We start from the raw sequence: 22,513 nt of genomic DNA on the forward strand, positions 1-22,513 counted from the left end.
ATGAAGGCACTTCATTTTGGAGCAGGGAATATTGGCAGAGGGTTTATCGGATCTTTGTTAAAAACATCAGGTTTTGAGCTTGTCTTTACCGATGTAAATGAAGCGGTCATCAACGAGCTGAATGCACGAGGAGAATACACGGTTGAACTCGCAGCACCAGGTCAGAAGCAAGAAGTAGTCGGCCCAGTGACAGCGATTAATTCTGCACAAAATCCAGCGGCATTAACAGAGGCTGTGGCATCAGCCGATTTGATTACAACAGCTGTTGGACCAGCTGTTTTGAAGATCATTGCTTCATCCATTGCAGAGGGACTAAAACAGAAAAACCCTAACCATATTATCAACATCGTGGCATGTGAAAATATGATTGGAGGCAGCTCTCATTTAAAAGAAGCTGTTTTCTCTCATCTCACAGAAGAGGAACAAAAGGCGCTGTCACAAACAGTTGGTTTTCCAAACGCTGCTGTGGACCGCATTGTACCGATTCAGCACCATGAGGACATTCTAAAAGTATCAGTCGAGCCTTTTTTCGAGTGGGTCATTGATGAATCTGGCTTTATCGGAGACGTTCCTCAAATTGACGGAGCAACCTTTGTACAAGATTTGACGCCGTATATTGAGCGCAAGCTCTTTACTGTCAATACAGGACATGCGCTAGCAGCTTATGTCGGGTATCAGCAAGGTGTTCAAACGATTAAAGAAGCCGTCGATACACCAGAGATTCGCCAAGTGGTTGAAGGTGCACTTCACGAAACGGGCAGTTATTTAATCGACACATACGGCTTTAAAAAAGAAGAACATGATGCGTATATACAAAAAATCATCAAACGATTCGAAAATGCTTTTATTTCCGACGAAGTCACTCGTGTCGCACGCTCTCCTCTTAGAAAGCTAGGAGCAGATGACCGTTTAATCGGTCCTGCGAAAAAGATAAAGCAGCCATTGTACTTAATCAAAGGCATTGCTGCGGCTCTCGCTTATGACTTTGCCGAAGACGAAGAAGCGGTTCGTTTGCAGAAATTAAGAAAAGAAAAAGGCATTGAAGGTGTGCTAGAAGAAGTATGTGGCCTCACGCCAACAGATGATCTTTATCAAGCCATTCTGAAAGAAACAACTCGATAATCAGAAAAATCCCTTTCCAACGAGTGAAAGGGATTTTTTGATGACTTTTTTAATACTTTACCCCGTTTGACGATATATGAAGTAAGGGGGAATTTGTATATGAAAAGGAAAATGTTTGCATCAAGGAGTGTCTTTTTTCAATTAATGTCTGCCATTATCGTCATCACGATCTTAACCGGTGGACTTGTTGGGACAACGGGGTATTTGTTAGCGAAACATGTCTTAATTGACGCGGGGAAAGCAGATTTAAAGCACATCGTCAGCGGAGCAATGGCAACGCTTGAACAGTTGAATGATCGTGTAGAGAAAAAAGAACTGACGCTTGAACAGGCGCAGGAACAAGCCCGTATTTACTTGAGCGGGCCTAAAAATGACAACGGGAAAGGGTACCAATTTCAAAAATCAGATTTTATCTATAAAAATAAAGGCTATCTTGTCGCATATGGAGCAGATTATTCCTCTCAAGTCCATCCCGTCAATGACATTGGCGTCATTCCAGATAACACGACCAATCGTGAAAAAATGGTCGCTGGAGCCAAATCAGAAGGTGAGGATGCACACTATGTGACCTATTTAGATAAGGACGATGCCACTGGGGAAGAAAAGCAAAAGCTTGCCTATATGAGCCAGTTCGCGCCATGGAATTGGAGTATCGGTATCGCCGTCTTTCAGGATGAATTTTATAAAGAATTAGAGCAGATGAAGCTCTATATGATGCTCATTACAGCAGGTGTCGCCCTTCTCAGTCTTGGCGTCTTTTATTTAGCTGCTCGAGGAAAGGTCAGACTGCTCAAGCAAGTCACTGCTGCTTCAAAAGAAATTGCGGCGGGAAATCTTGAACGAACAAGTTTAAAAGAAACAACAGATGAAATTGGACAGCTGGCAAAAGGCTTTAATCATATGTCAGGAGAACTCCGGACACTTGTCAGCGGTCTACAGGAGACGAGCAGTCAACTCGTCGAATCAGCGACAGATTTATCAGCGATATCTGAAGAAACCTCAGCAAGCAGTGAGGAGATTGGCCGAGCGATTGGTGACATATCGACTGGAACACTTCATCAGGCATCTGACCTTGATGTAGCCAATCAACAAATGACCCAGTTCAATCAATCCATTGAGAACGTCAAAGAACAAAGTGACCACATTAAACGAATCTCTGACCAATCGAGTCAATCGTCGCAGCAGGGACAGCAAATTGTTCAGCAATTAAAACAATCAAATGAACAGTCTATACAAGCGTCTCAAGGGATTAGAGTAGGTATTGAGCAATTAAGTACAAAAGTACAGGATATCTCTAAAATTACAGATACAATTGAAAGCATTTCAAATGAGACGAATTTACTTGCGCTGAATGCCAGTATTGAAGCAGCACGCGCAGGAGAGCACGGCAAGGGCTTCTCGGTTGTGGCGAGTGAAGTGCGGAATTTAGCTGAGCAGACAAAACAGTCAGCAGTGCAAATTCAGCAAATGGTACAAGGCATTAAAGAAGAAACGACAGCAACAGCCGGCATGATGTCAAACACAATGGATCGTTTTGCTGAGTTAGATAAAGCGGTACATGCGACAGAACATGAATTCAATGCCATCTCTACGTCGATTTCACAAACCATCGTTGAAACAGACGCAATGGCAAAAGAACTGAATGCATTGCTTGAGCAAAACGACCTCATCACTAAAGCCATGCAAGGCGCAGCCCATATTTCTCAAGAAAGTGCTGCTGCAATTGAAGAGATCACCGCATCCACAGACGAACAAGTGACAGCGATCTCCAATGTGGCAAAAGCAGCAGAAAGACTCAATGAACTAAGCATCCGATTGAATCACGATATTGCGCGTTATCGTCTATAAACGATTTTGACTGAACGTCTCTTGTCAGATACTATATAAAGAATCAAAACCTTGCTCACGCAATCAAAAGGAGTGGTCCGGTCATGAAAAAGAAAATATTGATGTTCTTACCTTGTGGCTATGGATACTCCACTGCTGTTTTCTTTTAGGATAGATAGAAATTGGTGAAGTCTGTCTACATGAAGAGAAATCTAGCAGAAAAATCAAAGTGAGTGAGGGAAATCACATGGGAAAAATCACAAGGAAAAACCCAGAAAGTATGCCCAAGCCCGTTGGCAACTATAGTCATATCACACGAGTACCAAAGGGCGCGGGTTTATTTGTTACATCCGGTCAAGTCGGAACAGATATCGATGGACAAGTACCATCAAGTTTAAACGACCAGGTAACCAATACGTTTGAAAATATCAAAAAAATTCTTGAATCAGAAGGATTGAATGAAGAGCATGTCATCAAGGTCAATATATGGGCTACGGAAGAAATCGACTGGGATCATCTATATCCTCAGTGGGATACGATCTTTAAAACAGCTTATCCATCAATGACGGTTGCTTATGTATCAGCTTTAGGATGGCCTGATCTGAAAATTGAAATTGAGCTGTGGTGCGCCGATATTTGATCAAAAAAAGAACAGTGCAAGCTGTTCTTTTTTACTTGAACCGAAACCGCTTTGTCATCCATGCAGCGATCAACGTAAAGACGGTGTAGATGATGACCCAAATAAGAAAGGATTCATTCCCGCCAATGGATGTGTACATGAGAATGACACTGGCTAACAGGACAATCAAAGTCGGCATCCAAACATTCTTCAAAAGCATTGTGCCAAAAATCCCAATCAGCACAGAAAGAATAGGGAAGCCAAATACAACGAATAAAATAAAAACAGCCATATGACGAACTCCTTTGAACAAGTGTTTACATGAAAAAATAAAAGATCGACACTGCCATGTGCGGAAGTGCAAAGATCATCATGAGAAAGGCCGTATCAAGACGCCACATGCGGTGCTCTTTCGTTTCAGAATAGGCGGCTCTTGTCTCATCTCCGCTTGTCCAAGCCCCCACTAGAAGCCCAGATATCATGATGCCGATCATAGAGATTCCACCACTGATCCATCCTATCCACTCATGGTGCTGCAAAATAATAGCAGCACTGCAAATGACAATCATTGAGCACACACCGGCGATAAAGGCATGTTTATTTCTCATGTTGTTCACACCCTTTAAAGAAAATTAGGAGACGGCATCACATATTTCAATGAAATGACCATCAGGATCAGCGACATAAGCGACGGTTTGCCCCCATGGTTTTTTTGCAGGTTCTTTAATGATTGAAACCCCTTTTTCCTTCATTGCTGCAATGGTTTGTTCCACATCATCCACAACAAACCCAATTTCAAACGTTTGAGAGGCTTGATTGGCTTCTGGGACAGGTAATCCAAGCGCATCTTTGACATCCCGACGTGAGTTAATTGATAAGGTGACATCTCCAGTATCAAACTCAACATAGGATTCAACTCTGAGTTTCATAGGAAAGCCAAGTACATGTTGATAAAAATGAATACTTGCCTCAACATCGTTTACATATAGAATGGTATATTTCATTTTCATGTGAAAAACTCCTCTCTTCATATACGTGTCAAAACCGGAAAGGTTTCCCACTCAGTGTACCATATAGGAAATAAAGCGTATTTTATTCCAAAAAAATCAATATATTTAGCTCAATAGTCTTGAAAAACAAAAAGTGGTGACATATGATAAAAATGTAAAAATAGAAAAAATAGGGGGATTATTCATGTTGAAAAAAATCATGGTAGCTGTCTTGTCCTTAGGTCTTTTACTAAGCGTTACACAAGTCGACACCCACACTGCAGATGCAAAAACAGTCAAGTCCTACAAAAACTGCAAAGCGCTGAACAAAGTCTATAAAGGCGGCGTGGCAAAAAGCAAAAACACGAAAAACAAAGGCGGCAAAACAAAGTACAAGCCGTATGCATCAAAAGCACTTTATCTTAAAAATAAGCACCTTGACCGTGATAAAGACGGCATTGCATGTGAACGCTAAGCCAATCTGAAGAGACCTGTAACCAGGTCTTTTTTCTATGGGATCAAACTCGTCCCTTTGTGCCATCTTCCTCTTTATATTAAAATAAAGATAGTTACAAAAAATGATACAAAGTGGGGTACTCAATTTGTCCATACAAGCTGATAAGAAAGACATCCGATTGATTGCCATTGATATGGATGGCACGCTGTTAAACAGTGAACACGTCATTCCAGAGGAAAACAAACAAGCCATTAAAGATGCTGAAGCAAAAGGAGTCCATGTGGTGATTAGCACAGGGCGCACACTGATGACATGCCGAGAGCTCGTTGAGCCGCTTAAGCTGTCTTCTTACCTTGTGACAGCAAACGGAAGTGAAATCTGGGATTCAAACTTCCAACTGATCGAACGAGATCTGCTACATCCTGATCATGTCCAAATGATGTGGGATCTAAAAAACAGGTACGAAACCGATTACTGGGCTTCCACTGTGGATAAGGTGTGGAGAGGTGAATTCCCAGAACGAATTCACGACCATGAATGGTTGAAATTTGGCTTTGATATTCATGATGACGACGTTCGTGAGGAAGTACTCAATACATTGAAAACAAATGAGCATCTAGAAATCACAAATTCAAGTCCGACCAATATTGAAGTCAATGCAGCGGGCATTAACAAAGCGGCAGCTCTTGCAAAGGTAGCGGAACGCATTGGCTGTACGATGGACAATGTCATGTCACTTGGCGACAGCCTAAATGATATGGCCATGATCCAAGAAGCCGGATTAGGCATTGCGATGGGAAATGCGCAAGAAGTGGTAAAAGAAGCCGCTGATTGGATTACAGCTCCTAACACAGAACACGGTGTAGCAAAGGCGATCCAGCATTGGGTGCTGTCTAAATAAATAAAAAAACGAGAGGCGAAATCCTCTCGTTTTTTTATTTCTCCTAGTTCTATTGTTATATTTTCTAACAATGTCATGTGCAATCTAGCGAAAATTGATATAATCAATATAAATTCGAATATTCGGACTTTATGTTCCGTTATTCGGAACAATAAGGAGGGATCCTATGTATCAAGTAGATATCAACTGTGATTTGGGAGAAAGCTTTGGTCAATATATAATCGGTTCAGATGAACAAATTTTAGAATATGTCACCTCAGCCAACATCGCTTGCGGTTTTCATGCAGGAGATCCAACGGTGATGAGAAAAACCGTCAGAATGGCACTAGAAAAAGGGGTACAAATTGGTGCGCATCCGGGTCTGCAAGATTTAGTCGGCTTTGGCAGACGTCCAATAGCGATTTCAGCAGAGGAAGCCTATGATCTCGTCGTCTATCAAATTGGCGCTCTATCAGCCTTTCTCAAGGCAGAAGGCAGCACGATGCAGCATGTCAAGCCACACGGTGCACTGTACAACATGGCGGCTAAAAATACTGAATTATCTGAATCTATTGCGAAGGCTGTGTATCATGTCGATCCAAGTCTTGTATTATACGGGCTTTCAGGCAGTGAACTTGCGTTAGCAGGTGAGAGGATGGGTCTTCAAGTGGCACATGAAGTGTTTTCTGATCGAACCTATCAAACAGACGGAACGCTGACATCACGCCGTGAACCACATGCACTCATTGAAGACGATGAACTGGCAGTTCAGCAGGTTGTTCGTATGGTGAGGGAAGGGAAGGTTCATACCGTTCAAGGGGAAGATATCTCGCTTAAAGCAGATACGGTCTGTATACACGGAGACGGCATTCATGCGCTCCAATTTGCTAAAACCATTACATCTAAACTGAAAGAAGCAAGCATTCGTCTCAAGGCCTTTCAATAAAAGTCGTCATCAAAGGGGGAAACATCATGAAAAAACAGGAAGTGAAGTACACGAAGGCATCAAAGGGGAACCGGTCTATGCTCATGGGCGCAGCCTTTTTAATGGCGACGTCCGCCATCGGACCGGGATTTTTAACACAAACGACTGTCTTCACGCAGCAGCTTGCGGCTAGCTTTGGATTTGTTATTCTCATCTCTATTTTGTTAGATATTTTTGCGCAAACCAATGTATGGCGCATCATCGCTGTGTCAGAAAAACGAGGGCAGGATATTGCAAATATGGTTCTGCCGGGTCTCGGATATGTACTGGCTGTTTTGATTGTCATGGGAGGGCTTGCCTTTAACATCGGAAATATCGCTGGTGCTGGTCTCGGTTTTCAGGTGATCACAGGAATTGATCCGCGAATTGGAGCAGCTATCAGTGCGGTTATTGCGATTCTGATCTTTGTGATCAAAGAGGCTGGAAAAGCAATGGACCGTTTCACACAGATAGCGGGCTTTGTCATGATCGGCTTGATGCTGTATGTGGCGATTTCAACAGCACCGCCTGTTGGGGAAGCGGCACTCAGAACCTTTGTCCCAAAAGAAATTGATATTTTATCGATTGTGACACTTGTCGGTGGGACAGTTGGCGGCTATATCGTTTTTGCTGGAGGACATCGTCTGTTAGATGCTGGAATTAAAGGGAAGGATGCACTTCCTCAGGTGACCAAAAGCTCTGTTTTCGGCATCCTGATTACATCTGTGATGCGTGTCGCTTTATTTTTAGCCGTGCTAGGAGTGGTCTCAAAGGGCTTACAAATTGATCCGGCGAATCCGCCTGCTTCTGTATTCCAGTTAGCGTCTGGAAATGTTGGTTATAAAATGTTCGGGATCATTATGTGGGCAGCGGCCATTACATCGGTTATTGGAGCGGCTTACACGTCTGTTTCCTTCTTTAAAACCTTCTCACCAAAAATTGAGCAAAATCAACGTGGCATTATCATCGGTTTTATTGCTCTCTCGACTATTTGTTTTGTCACGATTGGACGACCTGTGAACATATTAGTTTTAGTTGGGGCGATCAATGCATTGATTTTACCTCTCGCACTTGGCACCTTGCTGGTAGCGGCTTATAAGAAAGACATTGTCGGGGATTATCGACACCCATTCTTTTTGACAGTATCAGGCGCATTTGTCGTTGTCATCATGGCATTGATGGGCGGGTATACCATTATCAATGAAATTCCAAAACTATGGAGCTGAATCGAATGAATATCTATCAAACATGCGAGCCTTCACAGATCAGAGAGTTGATTCGTAAAAAAGAAATCACAGGACCAACGGCTGGTTTAGCAGAGGGATATGCTCAAGCCAATTTAATGATCGTCAAAAAAGAACTTGCCTTTGATTTTCTGTTGTTTTGTCAGCGCAATCCGGCTGCATGCCCCTTGCTTGATGTACTGGAGCCGGGTGATCCCGTGCCGAGAAAGTCAGCGCCCAAAGCGGATATTCGTACGGATTTTCCTAAATACCGTATTTACAGAAAGGGAATTCTTCAAGAAGAGGTGTCAGATATCTCTGCATATTGGGAGGATGATATGGTTGCCTTTCTCATCGGTTGCAGTTTTACGTTTGAGCATGCGCTCATGCTGAATGATATCCCTGTTCGCCATATTGAAAATGGTCATAACGTTCCAATGTATCAAACGAATATCGCTTGTGAAAGGGCGGGGGTATTTCATGGCCCGATGGTTGTCAGCATGAGGCCCATTCCGGCGCATCAGATCACAAGAAGTGTACAAGTGACATCTAGATTCCCATCAGTTCATGGCGGTCCCATCCATATAGGTGACCCAGCGATGATTGGAATTGCCAATGTGGATCAGCCGGACTTTGGAGAACCATCTGTGATTAAAGAAGGAGAGGTCCCGGTGTTTTGGGCATGTGGTGTGACGCCGCAAGCCATCGTCATGCATACAAAACCAGAGATTGCGATTACCCATGCACCTGGGCATATGTTCATCACAGATCAACGAGATCAACAGCTCGGTGTGCTTTAGAAAGAGAGGGGTCCTCAAGTGGCATTTTCAACGATAAAAGATTCTTTCACCTTTCACTCGCTAGGAGATGCAGCGATCGTAATTCAAGCAGGAACAGACATATGTGAAGAAATTCATGAGCGCGTTGTGCAGTTGTTTTCATGTATTGAACAACATCCATTTGACGGATATGTGGAAGCTGTTCAAGCCTTTACAAACGTGACTGTTTTTTATGAGCCGTATACCGTTTATCAATCGGCGTCTCTTCAACAACAAGACGTATCCCCTTATGAATGGGTGAAAAGCTATATTGAAACACTCCTTGAAAAGAAATGGCAGGAAGGGATTCAGGGGAAGCGCCGCACCATCGACATACCGGTCTGTTACGGAGGAGAGCTGGGCCCTGATTTAGAAGAAGTCGCCCGGATCAATTGTTTAACACCAGAGGAAGTCGTGCGTATTCATACCTCAGGGACGTATCTTGTCTATATGATTGGATTTGCCCCAGGCTTTCCGTTTTTAGGCGGGCTGTCTGAAAAGATCGCAGCCCCGCGCAGAGAAACACCGAGAATGTCCATTCCAAAAGGATCTGTCGGCATTGCGGGAAAGCAGACCGGCGTTTACCCGATTTCCACACCTGGTGGCTGGCAGCTCATTGGACAAACTCCGCTGCCACTCTTTCGTCCAGACGAAAAAATCCCAAGTCTACTGAGAGCAGGAGACGAGGTCAGATTTGTCCAAATGTCTGAAGAGGAATTTTTCAGCATGAAGGAGGCAGAACGTTGAGTATTCATGTCATCAAGCCAGGAATGTTCACAACCATTCAAGATAAAGGGAGGAAAGGCTATCAAAAGTATGGCGTCTTAACGAGCGGCGGTATGGACCCGCTCTCACTTAGAATTGCCAACATTCTCACAGGCAACGAGGAAAGCGAAGCCGTATTGGAAATCACATTAATGGGGCCGGGGCCTGTGTTGACGTGTCAAAAGGATGCGCTTATTTCAGTGACTGGCGCTGATGTGGAGATCGATATTGATGGAGAGCCAGCTCCTTTATGGAAACCACTCTTTGTTCGATCAGGAAGCACGCTCACCTTTGGTCCTTGCAAAAGGGGCTGCCGCTCTTACCTTGCTGTGGCAGGTGGATTTGATGTGGAAACGGTCATGGAGAGCAAAAGCACCTATGTGAGAGCAGGAATCGGTGGGCTGAACGGACGTCCGCTTGAAAAAGGAGACGTCCTGTCTATTGGAAAGCCTTCACTCGTAGCGAATCGGTTGTCTGATAGACTCAAAAGCCATCTGAAACAGGCGGCGTACAGCGCACCCGATTGGACTGTCAGTCATACGCACTTTTTACCGCTACGGAAATCGCCCGTGATTCGGGTGCTACCAGGGAGACACCTTTCTTTTTTTCAAGAATCATCCCAAAGAACCTTTTTCGAACAGCCTTTTCAGGTCACGCCTCAATCAGATCGTATGGGTTGTCGTTTGAAAGGGGAGCCAGTTCAATTAAAAGAAAAGCTTGAATTGATTTCTGAGGCAGTTGCCTTTGGTTCTATTCAAATTCCTCCTGACGGGCAGCCGATTATTCTGTTGGCAGATCGGCAAACAACAGGCGGATACCCGCGAATTGGAGAAGTTGCGACGGTTGATCTACCGCTCATTGCACAAGCGATGCCTGGTGCGAATTTGTATTTTAAGCGAATCGATCATCAGGATGTAGAGCAGGCACTATTTAAGCAAGAAGCAGAACTGAAGGAACTGGCTGCCAGAATTAAGCTAGAAGCCTTTGTTTAGAAAAAGGGGATGGACATGCAGAACACAAATAAAACCGTTGTGAAATCAATGGAGATTTTGCGGCTGTTTATCGCCCATGATCAATTAACATTGAATGAAATGATCGAGCTCTCCGGCATGCCGAAAACGTCTGTGCACCGCATGGCGAGCTCGTTAACCGATATGGGATTATTAGAAAAACATGATTCAGGTGTTTATCGGTTAGGCCTGATGTTTCTAGAATACGGTCAGCTTGTGGCGGACCGCCTTGATATTCGGAGAATTGCAAGACCATTTATGGAAGGCTTGCGGGATGAAGTGGGAGAAGCTGTCCAGCTCATCGTTCGTGAAGGAGATGAAGCCATTTACGTGGATAAAATTGAAGGGACGCAGCCTGTTCGTCTCTATACCGCCGTCGGCAGGCGTTCTCCTTTATATGCAGGTGCTTGTGCAAGAAGTATTCTCTCCTTTTTACCAGAAACAGAGAGACTTGCCTATATCGATTCGATTGAACTAGGGAAAATCGGAATCGGGACCATTACAGATAAAGAGGTTCTTCGAAACATACTGGAAGAATCAAATGAGCGGGGATATACGCTAAGCTATTCGGAGCTTGAAAATTATACAGCTGCGGTTGGAGCCCCTATTTTCAATCACCTTGGAGAAGTCACAGCAGGTATTAGCATTGCAGGGTTTGAAGCAGGTTATCAAAAAGAACGTCTTCCATACTTAATAGAACAAGTCAAAAAAGCCGCAAGCGGTATCTCCAGAAAATTAGGTTTTCATCTAAACAAATAAAAAGCCAATGACCGTAAAGATCATTGGCTTTTTGCGTGCAGTTTATTAGAAAGTTTTTCCTAAAGCTTTCGCACGTTCGATTGCATCTGCTTTAATTTGCTCTGCTTTCGCAGGCTCAGCATTGTGACCTTCAACGATAAGACCTTCGAAAGAAGGAATTCCGAAGAAGCTAGCAATTGTACCAAGGTAACGGTGACCTGCTTCAAGTTCAGCAGCAGGACCTTCAGTGTAGTATCCGCCACGTGCTTGGATGTGAAGAGCTTTTTTGTCTGTTAATAATCCAACAGGACCTTGCTCAGTGTATTTGAATGTTTTACCAGCTACAGCAACAGAGTCGATGTATGCTTTAAGAACTGGTGGGAATGAGAAGTTCCAAAGTGGTGAAACAAATACATATTTGTCAGCAGAAACGAATTGATCGCTTAATTCGTTTAGACGAGCAACTTTCGCTTGCTCTTCAGCTGAAAGTGTATCGAAGCCAGCACCTGATTGCAGTTTGCCCCAGCCAGCGAATACATCTGCATCAATGTGAGGGATGTTTTCTTTGTACAAATCGATATGTACAACCTCGTCACTTGGGTTTGCTTCCTTATAAGATTCGATAAATGCTTTAGCAGTAGCCATACTGTAAGAAACTGTTTCATCATGCGGATGTGCAGTGATGTATAAAACTTTTGCCATGTTTATTCAATCCTTTCTGTTTCAGTGTTTTTTTTAGTGTATCCCAAAGATACACTGAATATGTGGCATCTTTAATCATAGTGGAATGCTATGAAAAAGATGTAACAAGCACAGTTACATAAAAACTGATATTTTCATTGTAATCACAATGTAGTTTGAAGTCAAGGTATAAAGTCTCGAAATCAAGATAAAAAGTTTGTAAATTTTTCTGGAACGCATACAGGTGCAAATTTCATCATCTAAACCTATTCTTATTGAACAAAAAATGAGTCGATCTCGCAAGTAAAGAGTTTGTAAAGACGTCTCATGAAAAAAAGATGAATGCCCCTAAGTCATCTGCTACAAGCATCTGTTCTCCGATTTCGTATATATAAGAGAAGGCAGGAGAGAGTGAGGGATAAGAGTGGGACGATCCTATGTTGCAATTGGAGATTCCTTAACAGTTGGAGTGGGGGCACGTTTATTTGGCGGTGGATTTGCTGAGCGGTATCAGTGGATGCTTGAAAAAAAGACACATGCGCCAGTCGAGCTGTCTGTATTTGCAAAGTCAGGGTTAACAACAGATCAGATTTTACAGCTGCTCAAAAGATCTGATGTGAGACGTGCTATTGCAGCAGCTACTATCATCACCATCACAGGCTGTGGGAATGATCTTGTTCAAGCGATTCAGCAGTATGAAAAGGGTGAAGATGAAACGAAACTGCTGCAAGCGACGCTGCATTGCCAAGCAAATTTCAGCAAGATGATTCAAGAAATCGCTCAGATCAAAAGAGGACAGAAGCAGCCTTATTGCGTGTATCTCATGAATTTATATAATCCTTTTCCGCAAATACCTATAGCGGGGCGGTGGCTTCAGCAATACAATCATCAGCTTCGCTCGCTTGCTGCAAATCCGCATGTAGAAGTCGTGGATGTGTACCGGGCGTTTGAAGGACATGAACATGAGTACTTATCGATTGATCAATTTCATCCGAATCATCAGGGATATGAAGCAATGGCAAAAATATTGTTTCAACAATCCTGTAAACAGCTGTAATCCATTGTGATTGCAGTTTTTTTCATTCTTTTAAATAAAGGAGGGTTTCGATATGATAAAAGAAACGAAGGCGAAAGAGGTGTACAGGCATGGAGGAGATCAGTGCATATTTTCATGAAATGACAGGAACCGCTTTTGAAGTGGGGAAGCAGCAGGCTGTCTGGATGAAGACGCAAGGGCTACAGACCCAATACATTCGAACAGAACCGCTTGAAAAAGAGGCTTTGAAAGAAACGAAGCAGATGATTCGCCCATATCTTCCTCAGTTAGAAGAAGAGATTGCAGGTTTTTGTGATGAAATGCAACTGGAGGAGCGTTATTTGACCTTTTTCTATTCATCTCATCTACAGCCAGGCTGTTCCCACTGTGTGAGGCAGGGAAATATGGCGGCAGGTCAACAAACGGTCATGCTACGTAACTATGATTTCTCCCCGATATTTGATGATATGCGTCTTGTGACGACACATGTGAAAGGCCTGCCATATCATACAGGCTCGTCGCTGCTCTTGTTTGGCAGATCTGATGGGATGAATGAGCATGGTCTTTCTGTCACATTCTCTGCATGTGGTTCGCCGGTTGGAAATGAACCCGGTTTAAAGCCTCCATTAGTTGCCGGTTTGCAAGTGTATCATGTGATTCGGTCTGTTCTGGAAAACTGTCAAACGGTTGAGGAAGCCATTTTCTCTATTCAGGAAATGCCTGTTGCCTCTAATGTTCACCTCATGTTTGCCGATCGAAAAGGAGAAGCGGCTGTGATTGAAATCATTGATGGCCGCAAAATGGTGAGAAGACCGGAGACAGGGTTTATTGCAGCCACAAATCATCCGCTTGCTGATCAAACAGCAAAAGGAATGACGAAACAGCATTCTATTGTAAGATACGACATGTTAATGAAAGCTTTAAAAGAGCAACAATCAAGTGATTCTCTTGCGATGCTATTCCAGACAGAATATCCTGATGGTCTGGCTGTGCACAATTATGAGGAGCTGTTTGGAACAATGCGAACCGTCATCTTTCGCCCAGAAGAAGGAACGATGGATTATTGCTTTGGCTCTCCCGTATACAATCCGACGTATTCTTTAAAAGCTGGGGGTTCACTGCCTTTCCATGAACAGAAGGTTCAATTTCATCAAAAGGATTATGGACCGTCATTTTGGAGAAACGTATGACTAGACGTTGTATTTAATTTTGTCACAGCCTATGTGCCAAAGTCAGATCAACTTAAGATTGCGTCATTTGTTGAAAGCGTTTTATATTAAATGTGACAATAGACCTATTTTTGCAGAAGGGGGCATTTCATGTACATAACGGCACGAGAACAGAAGATCATCAAATACATCATTCAACAAAATCGTTATGTCACCATTCGTGAGATAGCCGATTCTGTTCAGGTGAGTACAAGAACGATTCATAGAGAACTAAAATCGATTAAACCTATATTAAAGAATTATGATCTTTCATTAGATAAACAGCCGGGGAAAGGCTTGAAGGCCGTCGGCGAACAGGAGGATAAACAGCGGCTTCTTGCTCATATGTCAAATGAGGATCAAATTGAATATAGCTCTGACGAACGGAAACTCTTAATATTATGTGCGCTGCTTGAAGCAAAAGAACCGGTGAAATTATATACACTCGCTGCCGATTTGCAGGTTACAAATGCGACCATCAGCTATGACTTAGATGAACTGACGGAATGGATCGCGCCTGACGGTTTGCAGCTGATCAGAAAACGCGGGTATGGCATTGAATTAAAAGGGCCGGAGGAAGCAAAACGAAAGATTGTCGGCAACCTCATTGTCGACCGGCTCGATATTCAATTGTTTTTAGAAACGATTGAAATGAATATCAAGCATCGAACGAAAGCGACGGAAAAGGTGTTTGGCGTTGTGAGCAGAGGACAGCTGCTAAAAGTAGAACGCCTGCTTTTTCATTTAAAAAATAGACTGTCACTCTCTTTATCTGATAGCGCCTATATTGCGCTTGTCGTTCACTTAACCTATGCCATTGAACGGATTCAGCTTGGCGAAACCATTCGAATGGAAGAGGAAGAACTGCTTGAACTAAAGCGGACGAAAGAATTTGAATCATCATTGCGAATCGCAAGAGCACTTGAACGCATGTTTAATGTCGTGATCCCCGAAGCAGAGGTTGGTTATATGACCATCCATCTGCGCAGTGCAAACCGCAGCTTTGGGGCAGAATACCGTATTGATGAAATCGAGCTGGATATTGCGATTAGAACGAAGAAACTCATTGATTTTATTTCAAATAAAACCGGCTACCATTTAAATGAGAATGATTCATTGTATGAGGGACTCGTATCTCATCTCGAACCCGCCATGAACCGTTTAAAGGAAAAGATGAGAATCTATAATCCACTTACACAACAAATTAAAAAGGACTACTTTTTACTTTTCATGGCGATTGAAGAAGGAGTCGAGCGTTTCTTTCCAGAGATTGCATTTCCAGAGGATGAAATCGCCTTTATTGTGCTTCACTTTGGCTCAGTGCTTGAAATTAAAAAAGAAGAAACGAACATTCATGCATTGGTCGTGTGCTCAAGCGGAATCGGCTCGTCCAAAATGCTCGCTTCTCGTTTAAAAAAGGAATTGCCAGAAATCGCTGAATTCGATCTGTCTTCCTTGATTGAGCTAAAAGAAATCGATGCATCAAGCTATGACATGATTGTCTCGACCGTCCCTATCCCATATGAGCATATCGATTACATCATGGTCAGTCCGCTCCTAAACGAGGATGATGCGATGCGTGTGAAGGCTCATATAAAACGAAAGATCCCTTATATCATTGAGAAAAAAAGAATGAAAGAAGCCGACAAAGAATCGGTGCAAGAATCCGTGAATATGATGGTGGTAGCAGAGCAGGTGACGAATTACATGTCTGTGATTCGTAGCATTTTGTCCCATTTTACCATCGAAAATAAAAAGGCGATGCCGCAGCATGAGGCAACCATCAAGCAGCTGCTTCGTCAGCTTGAAGAGGAAGGATTTATCACACATGCGGATGAGGTAGCAAGTGGTTTACTAGAACGTGAACAACAAGGCGGTTTAGGGATTCCTGGTACCGAGTTTGCTCTTTTTCATTTAAAGCATGCATTCATCAAGGAACCAATCTTTCATATGTATGATCTTGATCAGTCTTACGAGGTCAAAAGCATGGACGGCGGGCAGCAGCAGATGTCACGAATGCTCATGATGCTGGCGCCGCAAGAGCTAGGCAAGGAAGGGTCAGAAATGTTTAGTCTGATCAGTTCATCCATCATTGAAAGTGAGGAAAGCATGACGCTTTATGGTCATGGATCAAAGGAAGATATAGAACAGAAATTGCATCAGCTGTTCTATCAATTTGTAAAAGAAGCAAAATGGTAAGAAAAAAGCCGAGAGCTTATTCGCTTCTCGGCTTTTTGGCTGTGACACAGACAGCAAGCGTTGGACGAATTTCCTCATACTCAACAGAAAAATGGTCAAACCCCGCAAACTGTAGATCATTCAATATGTTTTCACCCATCTCTTTTGTCCGGCTGGCATCAGCACCTTTTTCTCTTGGCTGCATCACAATGACGAGTTTTCCGCCGGGTTTCAACGTGTGATAAAGATTGAGCAGGCCAGTCTTTGGATCATCCCAAATCGTAAAGTTGTTCACAGACAGTACTTTGTCATACTGTTCTCCCGGCAAACGTGTTTTCTCAATTTTTCCTACATATAGACGGACTTGTTTGTCTTTTGAGCGTTTATTGACGCGGGACTGTGCTTGCTCCTGCATGGTGGAGGAAGCATCTAGTCCATCAATGTGGAGATCTTCATAATGCTTAAGCATATGCTTGATGCTGTAGCCAGGTCCATAGCCGATTTCCAATATGTTTTCACCATCTGATAAATCTAAATGCTGGATCGCCCACTGATTCAACGCTTTATTTTCATTTGCCATAATAAAACCTGCGATGCTTCCGAGCCAGCCTTTTGGTTTGCTAAAGGTTTTCGAAATGGTTGACAGCATGTGAGAACGCTCCTTTTTATTGAACATGTAACCGATTTTATCCATCTTGAAACATGCCAATTTTCAAAACGCATCTGTGCCACATAATGATGTTTGAGTGAAAAAATGAGGTGGTAATGAAAGGATACATCAACAAATCAAGGAGGAGCTTACTCATGGATTTACGTGAATATTTAACAAATGGCATTCCGCGCCAAACACAGGATCAGCAGCCAGGCAGTGAAAGGGACATGAATCCTGCGCCGATCTTTGAAGACGAATCCTATCAAGGGTCTGGCAAGCTTAAAGGGAAAGTTGCATTGATTACAGGCGGAGATAGTGGAATTGGACGTGCTGTATCTGTTGCCTATGCAAAAGAAGGGGCACATGTCGCCATCGTGTACTTAAATGAACATGATGATGCAAAGGATACACAAAAGCGCGTAGAACAGGAAGGCGTCAAATGTTTAACGATTGCAGGAGATGTCGGTGACGAAGCCTTTTGCGAGAAAGCGGTAGAAAAAACAGTTGAAGCCTTTGGGCAATTAGATATCTTAGTGAATAATGCGGCTGAACAGCACCCGAAAGAACGGATTCAGGATATTTCTAGTGAACAGCTTCACCAAACGTTTAGAACCAACTTCTATTCCTATTTTTATTTTACGAAGAAAGCACTGGATTACTTAAAACCGGGAAGTTCAATTATTAATACAACATCCATTAACCCATATCGAGGCAACAAAGTGCTGATTGATTATACGGCGACAAAAGGGGCCATCAACGGCTTTACGCGTTCTATGGCACAATCGCTTGTGAAAGATGGAATTCGGGTGAACGGAGTAGCGCCGGGCCCGATTTGGACGCCGCTCATTCCATCTACATTTGATGAGGATAGTGTGGAAAGCTTCGGGGCAGAAACACCGATGGGAAGACCAGGACAGCCTGTAGAGCATGTTGGTTGCTATGTGCTGCTTGCTTCTGACGAATCGTCTTATATGACAGGACAAACACTTCACGTCAACGGCGGTTCCTTTATGAATACATGATCCATAGCGCACCGCCCACTTGATTGGGCGGTGTTTAGTATTTCTTGCGATTCTTCTGCACAGATGAGACAGACCATACGATAATGCCCACAACAACTGCCGCAATGACAAGTGAACTTAAATGGAACATTGTTTCATGATGCATGTTCAACTTCTCCCTTCATTGAGCCTGTTTTCTATAGCATCAGCTAGAAGATCTCTTTTTATGAAAAACACATTTCTTTGTTTAATGAATGGCTTGTCGTGGAAACCTAAGAGTACGGATGAAATTTGAAGGAGTGAAACGATATGTCACAAGAAGAATTAAAACAAAAGGTGTTAAGCCTATTAGATGAACAAAAGGTCGGAACACTCGCGACCGTTGAACAGGATAAGCCGCATACCCGCTACATGACTTTTTTCCATGAGGGACTGACATTATATACACCAACAAGTAAAGAAACACATAAAGCCGACGAAATTGAAAAAAACCCGAATGTGCATATTCTCATTGGGTATTCAGGTGAAGGATTCGGTGACACATATGCAGAAATCGCAGGTACCGCCACATTAACCGACGATCCAGAACTGATCGACCGCCTTTGGTCTGAGGAAATGGAGAAATGGTTTAAAGGAAAAGATGATCCGAACCTAGTGATTCTGAAGATTGATCCAACCTCCATTCGTTACATGAATGAAGGAAGCCATACGCCAGCAGAATTATCACTTTAACACTTGTGTAAAATGGGGGAACGTGTTATAGTTTGATATTAAGTGTTGAAATAAGCAAATAAATAAAGAAAGTAAACTTTCTTTTTTCTATGACATAATGAGAAGCAATAGAGCTTCTACTAGATAAGAACGAGACGCTGTCAAAGCGAACAAACTTATTCTTTTCCTTCTGCACCCGCCCCCTATAAAAGCGGAAGAGTGGAAAAAAGACGTTTTGATTTACAATTCACACTGGCACGGCTTCGGAGCCGTAAGGACGAATGAGAGGTAGGGCTTTCGTTGTCTTGTTATCCAGAACTTCCATGGCGTTTACTTTCAAACGTAGGTTCATTCGGAACACATATGACACACTGATATGATCGAATCTTAATTCATACACTCCGTAACGGAGATCACACATTGATTATTTATTTGCATGATAAAAGCAAGGAAGAGGCTGCCATCTATTTGGCAGCCTTTTTCATTGGGTTAAACAATAAAACCCCGAAACCAACAAGCCCGAGAAAAGGGAAAATGAAGGTAGAAACCAAACGCATAGCGTCCGCCCCAAAAGGTTTCGACATTAAAAATAGGCCAATGATCGAACAGGTGATCACAGTGAACAAGGCGAGTTTCATGATCATTCACTTCGGCCTTTCTTCTGATACTGCCAAATCCTCCGAATAAAGAAGAACATCACCGCAAACAAAATTGAAAAGATGAACATATCTAGGAGTGTCACACCGTTATTTGGGTGCACGATGCCAAACCAAACCCATTGAAGAACAAAAGAGATAGCAAAATAACTGATGGATTCTTTCATAATTTTCCCCGTTTCACTTATTTTTTTGACCTTTTTGCCACAACAGCCAAATGAAGAAGGAACCGATGACACATGATAGTAAAGTGACAGGCGGCAAGGTATGCCAGCTAGTCAGCCCCTTTACAAAACACATATAAAAAAAGAAAATGGAAATGGATACAAGCACCCATTGCTTGAACCAACGAGGAACACGCAGCCAAGCCGCTAGAATGATCGATGATAGCTTATTCATTGAGATAACATCCTTTTTTCGAATCTGATTGGATTTTATCGCAAACAACCAAGTTTGTAAAATATGGATTTGGAAAGTTAGAATGGTATTCTTCTAGCATGAAACATTCTCGCTGCACTAACGTATAAGGTAAAGGAACCTCATGAAAGGAAGCGATCAAGTGAAAAGAATACCAGTGATTTTCCTCAGGTATATTGTCTTCTTTATTCCAGCAATCATTCTTAGTGTCTTGGTGTGGAACCATTACCAAGATGATTTGTCAGCAGGGAAAGCGACGCAATATGACATCAGACGAATATTTACATTTGATGAAGGGAAACGAGTGGTGAGTGCTGTATCAAAAGACCAGCAACTCCGTTTTGTAATGTATGATCCTCAATCAGGAAAAATAATCAGTGAATGGACCACGGAAAGCGATACGTTTAATGAAATGCTGCCATCCATTCAAGGTAACAATCTCTTACTTGCTTTAAAAAATAAAGAGGGGCAGCTTTTGATCGAGAAACTAACGCCTAGCGGAGAAAAGAAAGAGCTCATTAAACAAAACTTGCAGATACCCTCGTTTTTAAAAACGAATACATATCAATGGAATGGACGGCTTGTGTTTACAGGAGAAATGGAAGGTGCCGCTATCGTCCTAGGTGAGCTAAAGAATGGTCAGTTTTTTCATGTGCACAATCTCAACAAACTGAAGCTGCCAGCAAGACCCGTTTCCATCGATGCCGTCATGAACTCCTTTAGAGGCCAGACGCCTATACCTATATTTGAATTGACTTTAAAAAATGACCAGAAAGCATATGTCAGCGGAGTCTCAAACGATAAGCATCAGCTTGGGGTCTATGTCTCCAAAAACGCTGAACCGTTTAGCCTCATTCAAGATAAAGTGGAGAAGCAGCTAGCAAAAACAATCGGAACATCCCAAAACTTTGCCGTCGCTGTCGAATCTAACTATCCAAAAAGACCAAGGAAAGTGAATGCAGAGGGAGGGCTTGGTGAAGTCGTCCCAACACCAAAACCGATTTATCAAACCTTTATCTACCAGCTTAATGAAGAAGAAATTCTTCTTGTAGGCTCTACAGCAAAGGACGAAGCAAAAGGCAAGCTGACAGGTTATATTTATAACCACCGCACGAATAAGACAACATCTGTCAGCAAGCTTTTTCAGTCGTTTTCGTATGAAAATTTAAACAGAGAAGGACTATTTTTCCATAAAAATGTGAAAAGTGATTGGATCTATTATTCATTCGAAAATCAATTAACGGGTGCATTTGAGACGAAAAGCAAACAGCTAAAGGAATTTCCTTTGCAAAAAGTCATCTCAATCGAAAACGCAAGCCCTGCTCACCAAACATCATTTGACACCTTTATGCAATATGTCATGAAAGGCGGACCGCTCATTCTCAACTGGGCACTATGGCTGTTTATTCCATTGCTGTTATTTGTACTAGCCATCTTCCTGCCGCCGATTTTGAGATTGGTGAGAAACAACAAAATCAAAGACAGTGTCACATTAGAAGCCAATATTGTATCTGTCAAAGAAACAGGCACCTACCTCAACGAACAGCCGATTATCAAAATGCAGCTGCAATTTCAATATGATGGGCAAAATATCGAGAAGACGGTTAAAACGGTTGTATCCTATACCCAGATACCACAGGCGGGTCAGCGTATCGCCATTCTCTATAATCCGCAGAAGAAAAAGGCGATGCTCTTAAAAGAGGGGGACTTCTCCCAGACAAGTGAGCCAAAGTTCATCAAAGGCGCTGTTTTAAGAAACATAGAATCATATGGAACCGTAGGACGAGGCACGGTCTTATCGCTTACATTTGAAGCAGATCAGAAAAAATATACCATTCCGATGATTCAAGCCAATGGTTTTGAATATAGAACAGGAGAAAAAGCCGATCTCGTCGACATCAGCGGTCAGTTGAAAATGGCAGCCTATGGCCATGAAGTGCGGAATCGATCGGGGAAAGACGTGACATTAACAGGAACCATCCAGCGGGTGAAGCAATATCCAGTCACGATTCATAATCAGAAACCTATTATGCTGGATGTGATGGTTTCTAGCGGAGATCAGTCCATTACAAAAACGGTCAGTCAATTCATCCCTGACCATATGGAGGTTGCGCCAGGAACTCAAATCACGATGCAGACAAAACAAGAAGAGCTGGATAAAGAAATCAGTCTTATGCAAGAGAAACAAGGAAGTGCAAAAGTGACCCATGTCGCATTTTCTGGTGTCATCGGCAATCAGCCGTTAGCGACCATTCAGATTGAGAGAGATGGCGTGATGTATGAAGTGAAACAGCCAATCGATCCAATCACTAGCGTACTGCCAGGTGATGAATTATGGGTGGCATATCACGAAATGACACGTCAAGCAGCCATTGTGAAATATGCATCAATTTAAAAAATACTTTAGCGTGTAGATAAACCCTCGCATTCGGTTTCAGTCCTGCGTGCTGTTGCTTGCGAATGTCAAATTTCGCTCCGCTTCAGTACTCGTCCTTTCTAGGGCTGCAAAGGTTTTCTATCACGCTGAAAAGGAGAAAAAGGGCTAAAACGAAATTCGTTTT

24 protein-coding genes are annotated in these 22,513 nt (G+C 42.8%); 18 read left to right on the plus strand and 6 right to left on the minus strand.

Going from position 1 to position 22,513, the window contains the following annotated elements; genetic code table 11:
* The 3 genes from MKX52_RS02145 (at nt 1) to MKX52_RS02155 (ending at nt 3,589) form a co-directional block, all read left to right on the plus strand.
* Complete coding sequence (locus MKX52_RS02145; RefSeq protein WP_342491384.1) at nt 1-1,122, plus strand: mannitol-1-phosphate 5-dehydrogenase; 1,122 nt, start codon at nt 1-3, stop codon at nt 1,120-1,122.
* Between the two features lie 99 nt (nt 1,123-1,221).
* Nucleotides 1,222-2,970, plus strand: a complete 1,749-nt coding sequence (locus MKX52_RS02150) for a methyl-accepting chemotaxis protein (RefSeq protein ID WP_216888973.1) — start codon at nt 1,222-1,224, stop codon at nt 2,968-2,970.
* A gap of 226 nt (nt 2,971-3,196) precedes the next feature.
* The gene (locus MKX52_RS02155; RefSeq protein ID WP_342491385.1) at nt 3,197-3,589 is read left to right on the plus strand and encodes a RidA family protein; all 393 of its coding nucleotides are present in this window, start codon (nt 3,197-3,199) and stop codon (nt 3,587-3,589) included.
* Nucleotides 3,590-3,620: 31 nt separating this feature from the next.
* On the opposite strand, the gene MKX52_RS02160 is transcribed toward MKX52_RS02155, so the two are convergent.
* Genes MKX52_RS02160 through MKX52_RS02170 form a run of 3 tightly spaced genes read right to left on the minus strand, consistent with a single transcriptional unit; the run spans nt 3,621 to nt 4,578 of the window.
* On the minus strand, nt 3,621-3,860 hold the full coding sequence (locus MKX52_RS02160; RefSeq protein WP_012008937.1) for a DUF2651 family protein: 240 nt from the start codon (nt 3,858-3,860) through the stop codon (nt 3,621-3,623).
* 25 nt (nt 3,861-3,885) lie between these two features.
* Nucleotides 3,886-4,176 (minus strand): DUF5316 family protein, encoded by a 291-nt coding sequence (locus MKX52_RS02165; protein WP_216888756.1) that lies wholly within the window; start codon nt 4,174-4,176, stop codon nt 3,886-3,888.
* A gap of 24 nt (nt 4,177-4,200) precedes the next feature.
* The gene (locus tag MKX52_RS02170; RefSeq protein ID WP_216888757.1) at nt 4,201-4,578 is read right to left on the minus strand and encodes a VOC family protein; all 378 of its coding nucleotides are present in this window, start codon (nt 4,576-4,578) and stop codon (nt 4,201-4,203) included.
* Nucleotides 4,579-4,762: 184 nt separating this feature from the next.
* Between MKX52_RS02170 and MKX52_RS02175 the strand changes: the two genes are divergently transcribed.
* From MKX52_RS02175 to MKX52_RS02210, 8 genes are all read left to right on the plus strand, one after another.
* Nucleotides 4,763-5,032, plus strand: coding sequence for an excalibur calcium-binding domain-containing protein (locus MKX52_RS02175; protein ID WP_012008940.1), 270 nt, complete (start codon nt 4,763-4,765; stop codon nt 5,030-5,032).
* Nucleotides 5,033-5,159: 127 nt separating this feature from the next.
* A complete protein-coding gene (locus tag MKX52_RS02180; protein WP_012008941.1) occupies nt 5,160-5,915 on the plus strand; it encodes a Cof-type HAD-IIB family hydrolase in 756 nt (251 codons plus the stop codon).
* 166 nt (nt 5,916-6,081) lie between these two features.
* Complete coding sequence (locus MKX52_RS02185) at nt 6,082-6,840, plus strand: 5-oxoprolinase subunit PxpA (RefSeq protein ID WP_342491386.1); 759 nt, start codon at nt 6,082-6,084, stop codon at nt 6,838-6,840.
* Between the two features lie 26 nt (nt 6,841-6,866).
* A complete protein-coding gene (locus MKX52_RS02190) occupies nt 6,867-8,084 on the plus strand; it encodes an NRAMP family divalent metal transporter (protein ID WP_088004184.1) in 1,218 nt (405 codons plus the stop codon).
* 5 nt (nt 8,085-8,089) lie between these two features.
* Nucleotides 8,090-8,881, plus strand: coding sequence for a putative hydro-lyase (locus MKX52_RS02195; protein ID WP_342491387.1), 792 nt, complete (start codon nt 8,090-8,092; stop codon nt 8,879-8,881).
* Nucleotides 8,882-8,899: 18 nt separating this feature from the next.
* Nucleotides 8,900-9,646, plus strand: a complete 747-nt coding sequence (gene pxpB / locus MKX52_RS02200) for a 5-oxoprolinase subunit PxpB (RefSeq protein WP_342491388.1) — start codon at nt 8,900-8,902, stop codon at nt 9,644-9,646.
* Complete coding sequence (locus MKX52_RS02205; protein WP_342491389.1) at nt 9,643-10,656, plus strand: biotin-dependent carboxyltransferase family protein; 1,014 nt, start codon at nt 9,643-9,645, stop codon at nt 10,654-10,656. Before pxpB ends, MKX52_RS02205 begins: the two co-directional genes overlap by 4 nt.
* 15 nt (nt 10,657-10,671) lie before the next feature.
* Nucleotides 10,672-11,433 (plus strand): IclR family transcriptional regulator, encoded by a 762-nt coding sequence (locus MKX52_RS02210; RefSeq protein WP_217016103.1) that lies wholly within the window; start codon nt 10,672-10,674, stop codon nt 11,431-11,433.
* A 45-nt stretch (nt 11,434-11,478) separates the two neighbouring features.
* On the opposite strand, the gene MKX52_RS02215 is transcribed toward MKX52_RS02210, so the two are convergent.
* Nucleotides 11,479-12,114 (minus strand): FMN-dependent NADH-azoreductase, encoded by a 636-nt coding sequence (locus MKX52_RS02215; RefSeq protein WP_003214444.1) that lies wholly within the window; start codon nt 12,112-12,114, stop codon nt 11,479-11,481.
* A gap of 403 nt (nt 12,115-12,517) precedes the next feature.
* Between MKX52_RS02215 and MKX52_RS02220 the strand changes: the two genes are divergently transcribed.
* The 3 genes from MKX52_RS02220 (at nt 12,518) to MKX52_RS02230 (ending at nt 16,536) form a co-directional block, all read left to right on the plus strand.
* Nucleotides 12,518-13,150: a GDSL-type esterase/lipase family protein gene (locus tag MKX52_RS02220; protein WP_342491390.1), complete on the plus strand. Its 633-nt coding sequence runs from the start codon at nt 12,518-12,520 to the stop codon at nt 13,148-13,150.
* An 89-nt stretch (nt 13,151-13,239) separates the two neighbouring features.
* Entirely contained in the window at nt 13,240-14,319 is a 1,080-nt protein-coding gene (locus MKX52_RS02225) for a C45 family peptidase (RefSeq protein WP_342491391.1), read from the plus strand.
* Nucleotides 14,320-14,448: 129 nt separating this feature from the next.
* Nucleotides 14,449-16,536, plus strand: a complete 2,088-nt coding sequence (locus MKX52_RS02230) for a BglG family transcription antiterminator (RefSeq protein WP_342491392.1) — start codon at nt 14,449-14,451, stop codon at nt 16,534-16,536.
* 16 nt (nt 16,537-16,552) lie between these two features.
* Here MKX52_RS02230 and MKX52_RS02235 read toward each other — a convergent pair whose 3' ends face one another.
* Nucleotides 16,553-17,164: a class I SAM-dependent methyltransferase gene (locus tag MKX52_RS02235; RefSeq protein WP_224925654.1), complete on the minus strand. Its 612-nt coding sequence runs from the start codon at nt 17,162-17,164 to the stop codon at nt 16,553-16,555.
* 155 nt (nt 17,165-17,319) lie between these two features.
* Here MKX52_RS02235 and MKX52_RS02240 point away from each other — a divergent pair, with 155 nt between their 5' ends.
* The 3 genes from MKX52_RS02240 to MKX52_RS02250 all read left to right on the plus strand — a co-directional run bounded on the left by MKX52_RS02240 (nt 17,320) and on the right by MKX52_RS02250 (nt 19,566).
* Nucleotides 17,320-18,189: an SDR family oxidoreductase gene (locus MKX52_RS02240; RefSeq protein WP_144522231.1), complete on the plus strand. Its 870-nt coding sequence runs from the start codon at nt 17,320-17,322 to the stop codon at nt 18,187-18,189.
* 288 nt (nt 18,190-18,477) lie between these two features.
* Nucleotides 18,478-18,900, plus strand: a complete 423-nt coding sequence (locus MKX52_RS02245) for a pyridoxamine 5'-phosphate oxidase family protein (protein ID WP_088004165.1) — start codon at nt 18,478-18,480, stop codon at nt 18,898-18,900.
* Nucleotides 18,901-19,299: 399 nt separating this feature from the next.
* Nucleotides 19,300-19,566: a hypothetical protein gene (locus MKX52_RS02250; RefSeq protein ID WP_216888770.1), complete on the plus strand. Its 267-nt coding sequence runs from the start codon at nt 19,300-19,302 to the stop codon at nt 19,564-19,566.
* 149 nt (nt 19,567-19,715) lie between these two features.
* On the opposite strand, the gene MKX52_RS02255 is transcribed toward MKX52_RS02250, so the two are convergent.
* Nucleotides 19,716-19,934: a hypothetical protein gene (locus MKX52_RS02255; RefSeq protein WP_342491393.1), complete on the minus strand. Its 219-nt coding sequence runs from the start codon at nt 19,932-19,934 to the stop codon at nt 19,716-19,718.
* Nucleotides 19,935-20,094: 160 nt separating this feature from the next.
* On the opposite strand from MKX52_RS02255, the gene MKX52_RS02260 reads away from it, so the two are divergent.
* Nucleotides 20,095-22,347, plus strand: coding sequence for a hypothetical protein (locus tag MKX52_RS02260; protein ID WP_342491394.1), 2,253 nt, complete (start codon nt 20,095-20,097; stop codon nt 22,345-22,347).
* Nucleotides 22,348-22,513: the final 166 nt, after the last annotated feature.

This window comes from Bacillus sp. FSL R5-0422 (assembly GCF_038610765.1).
Taxonomy (GTDB): domain Bacteria; phylum Bacillota; class Bacilli; order Bacillales; family Bacillaceae; genus Bacillus; species Bacillus pumilus_O.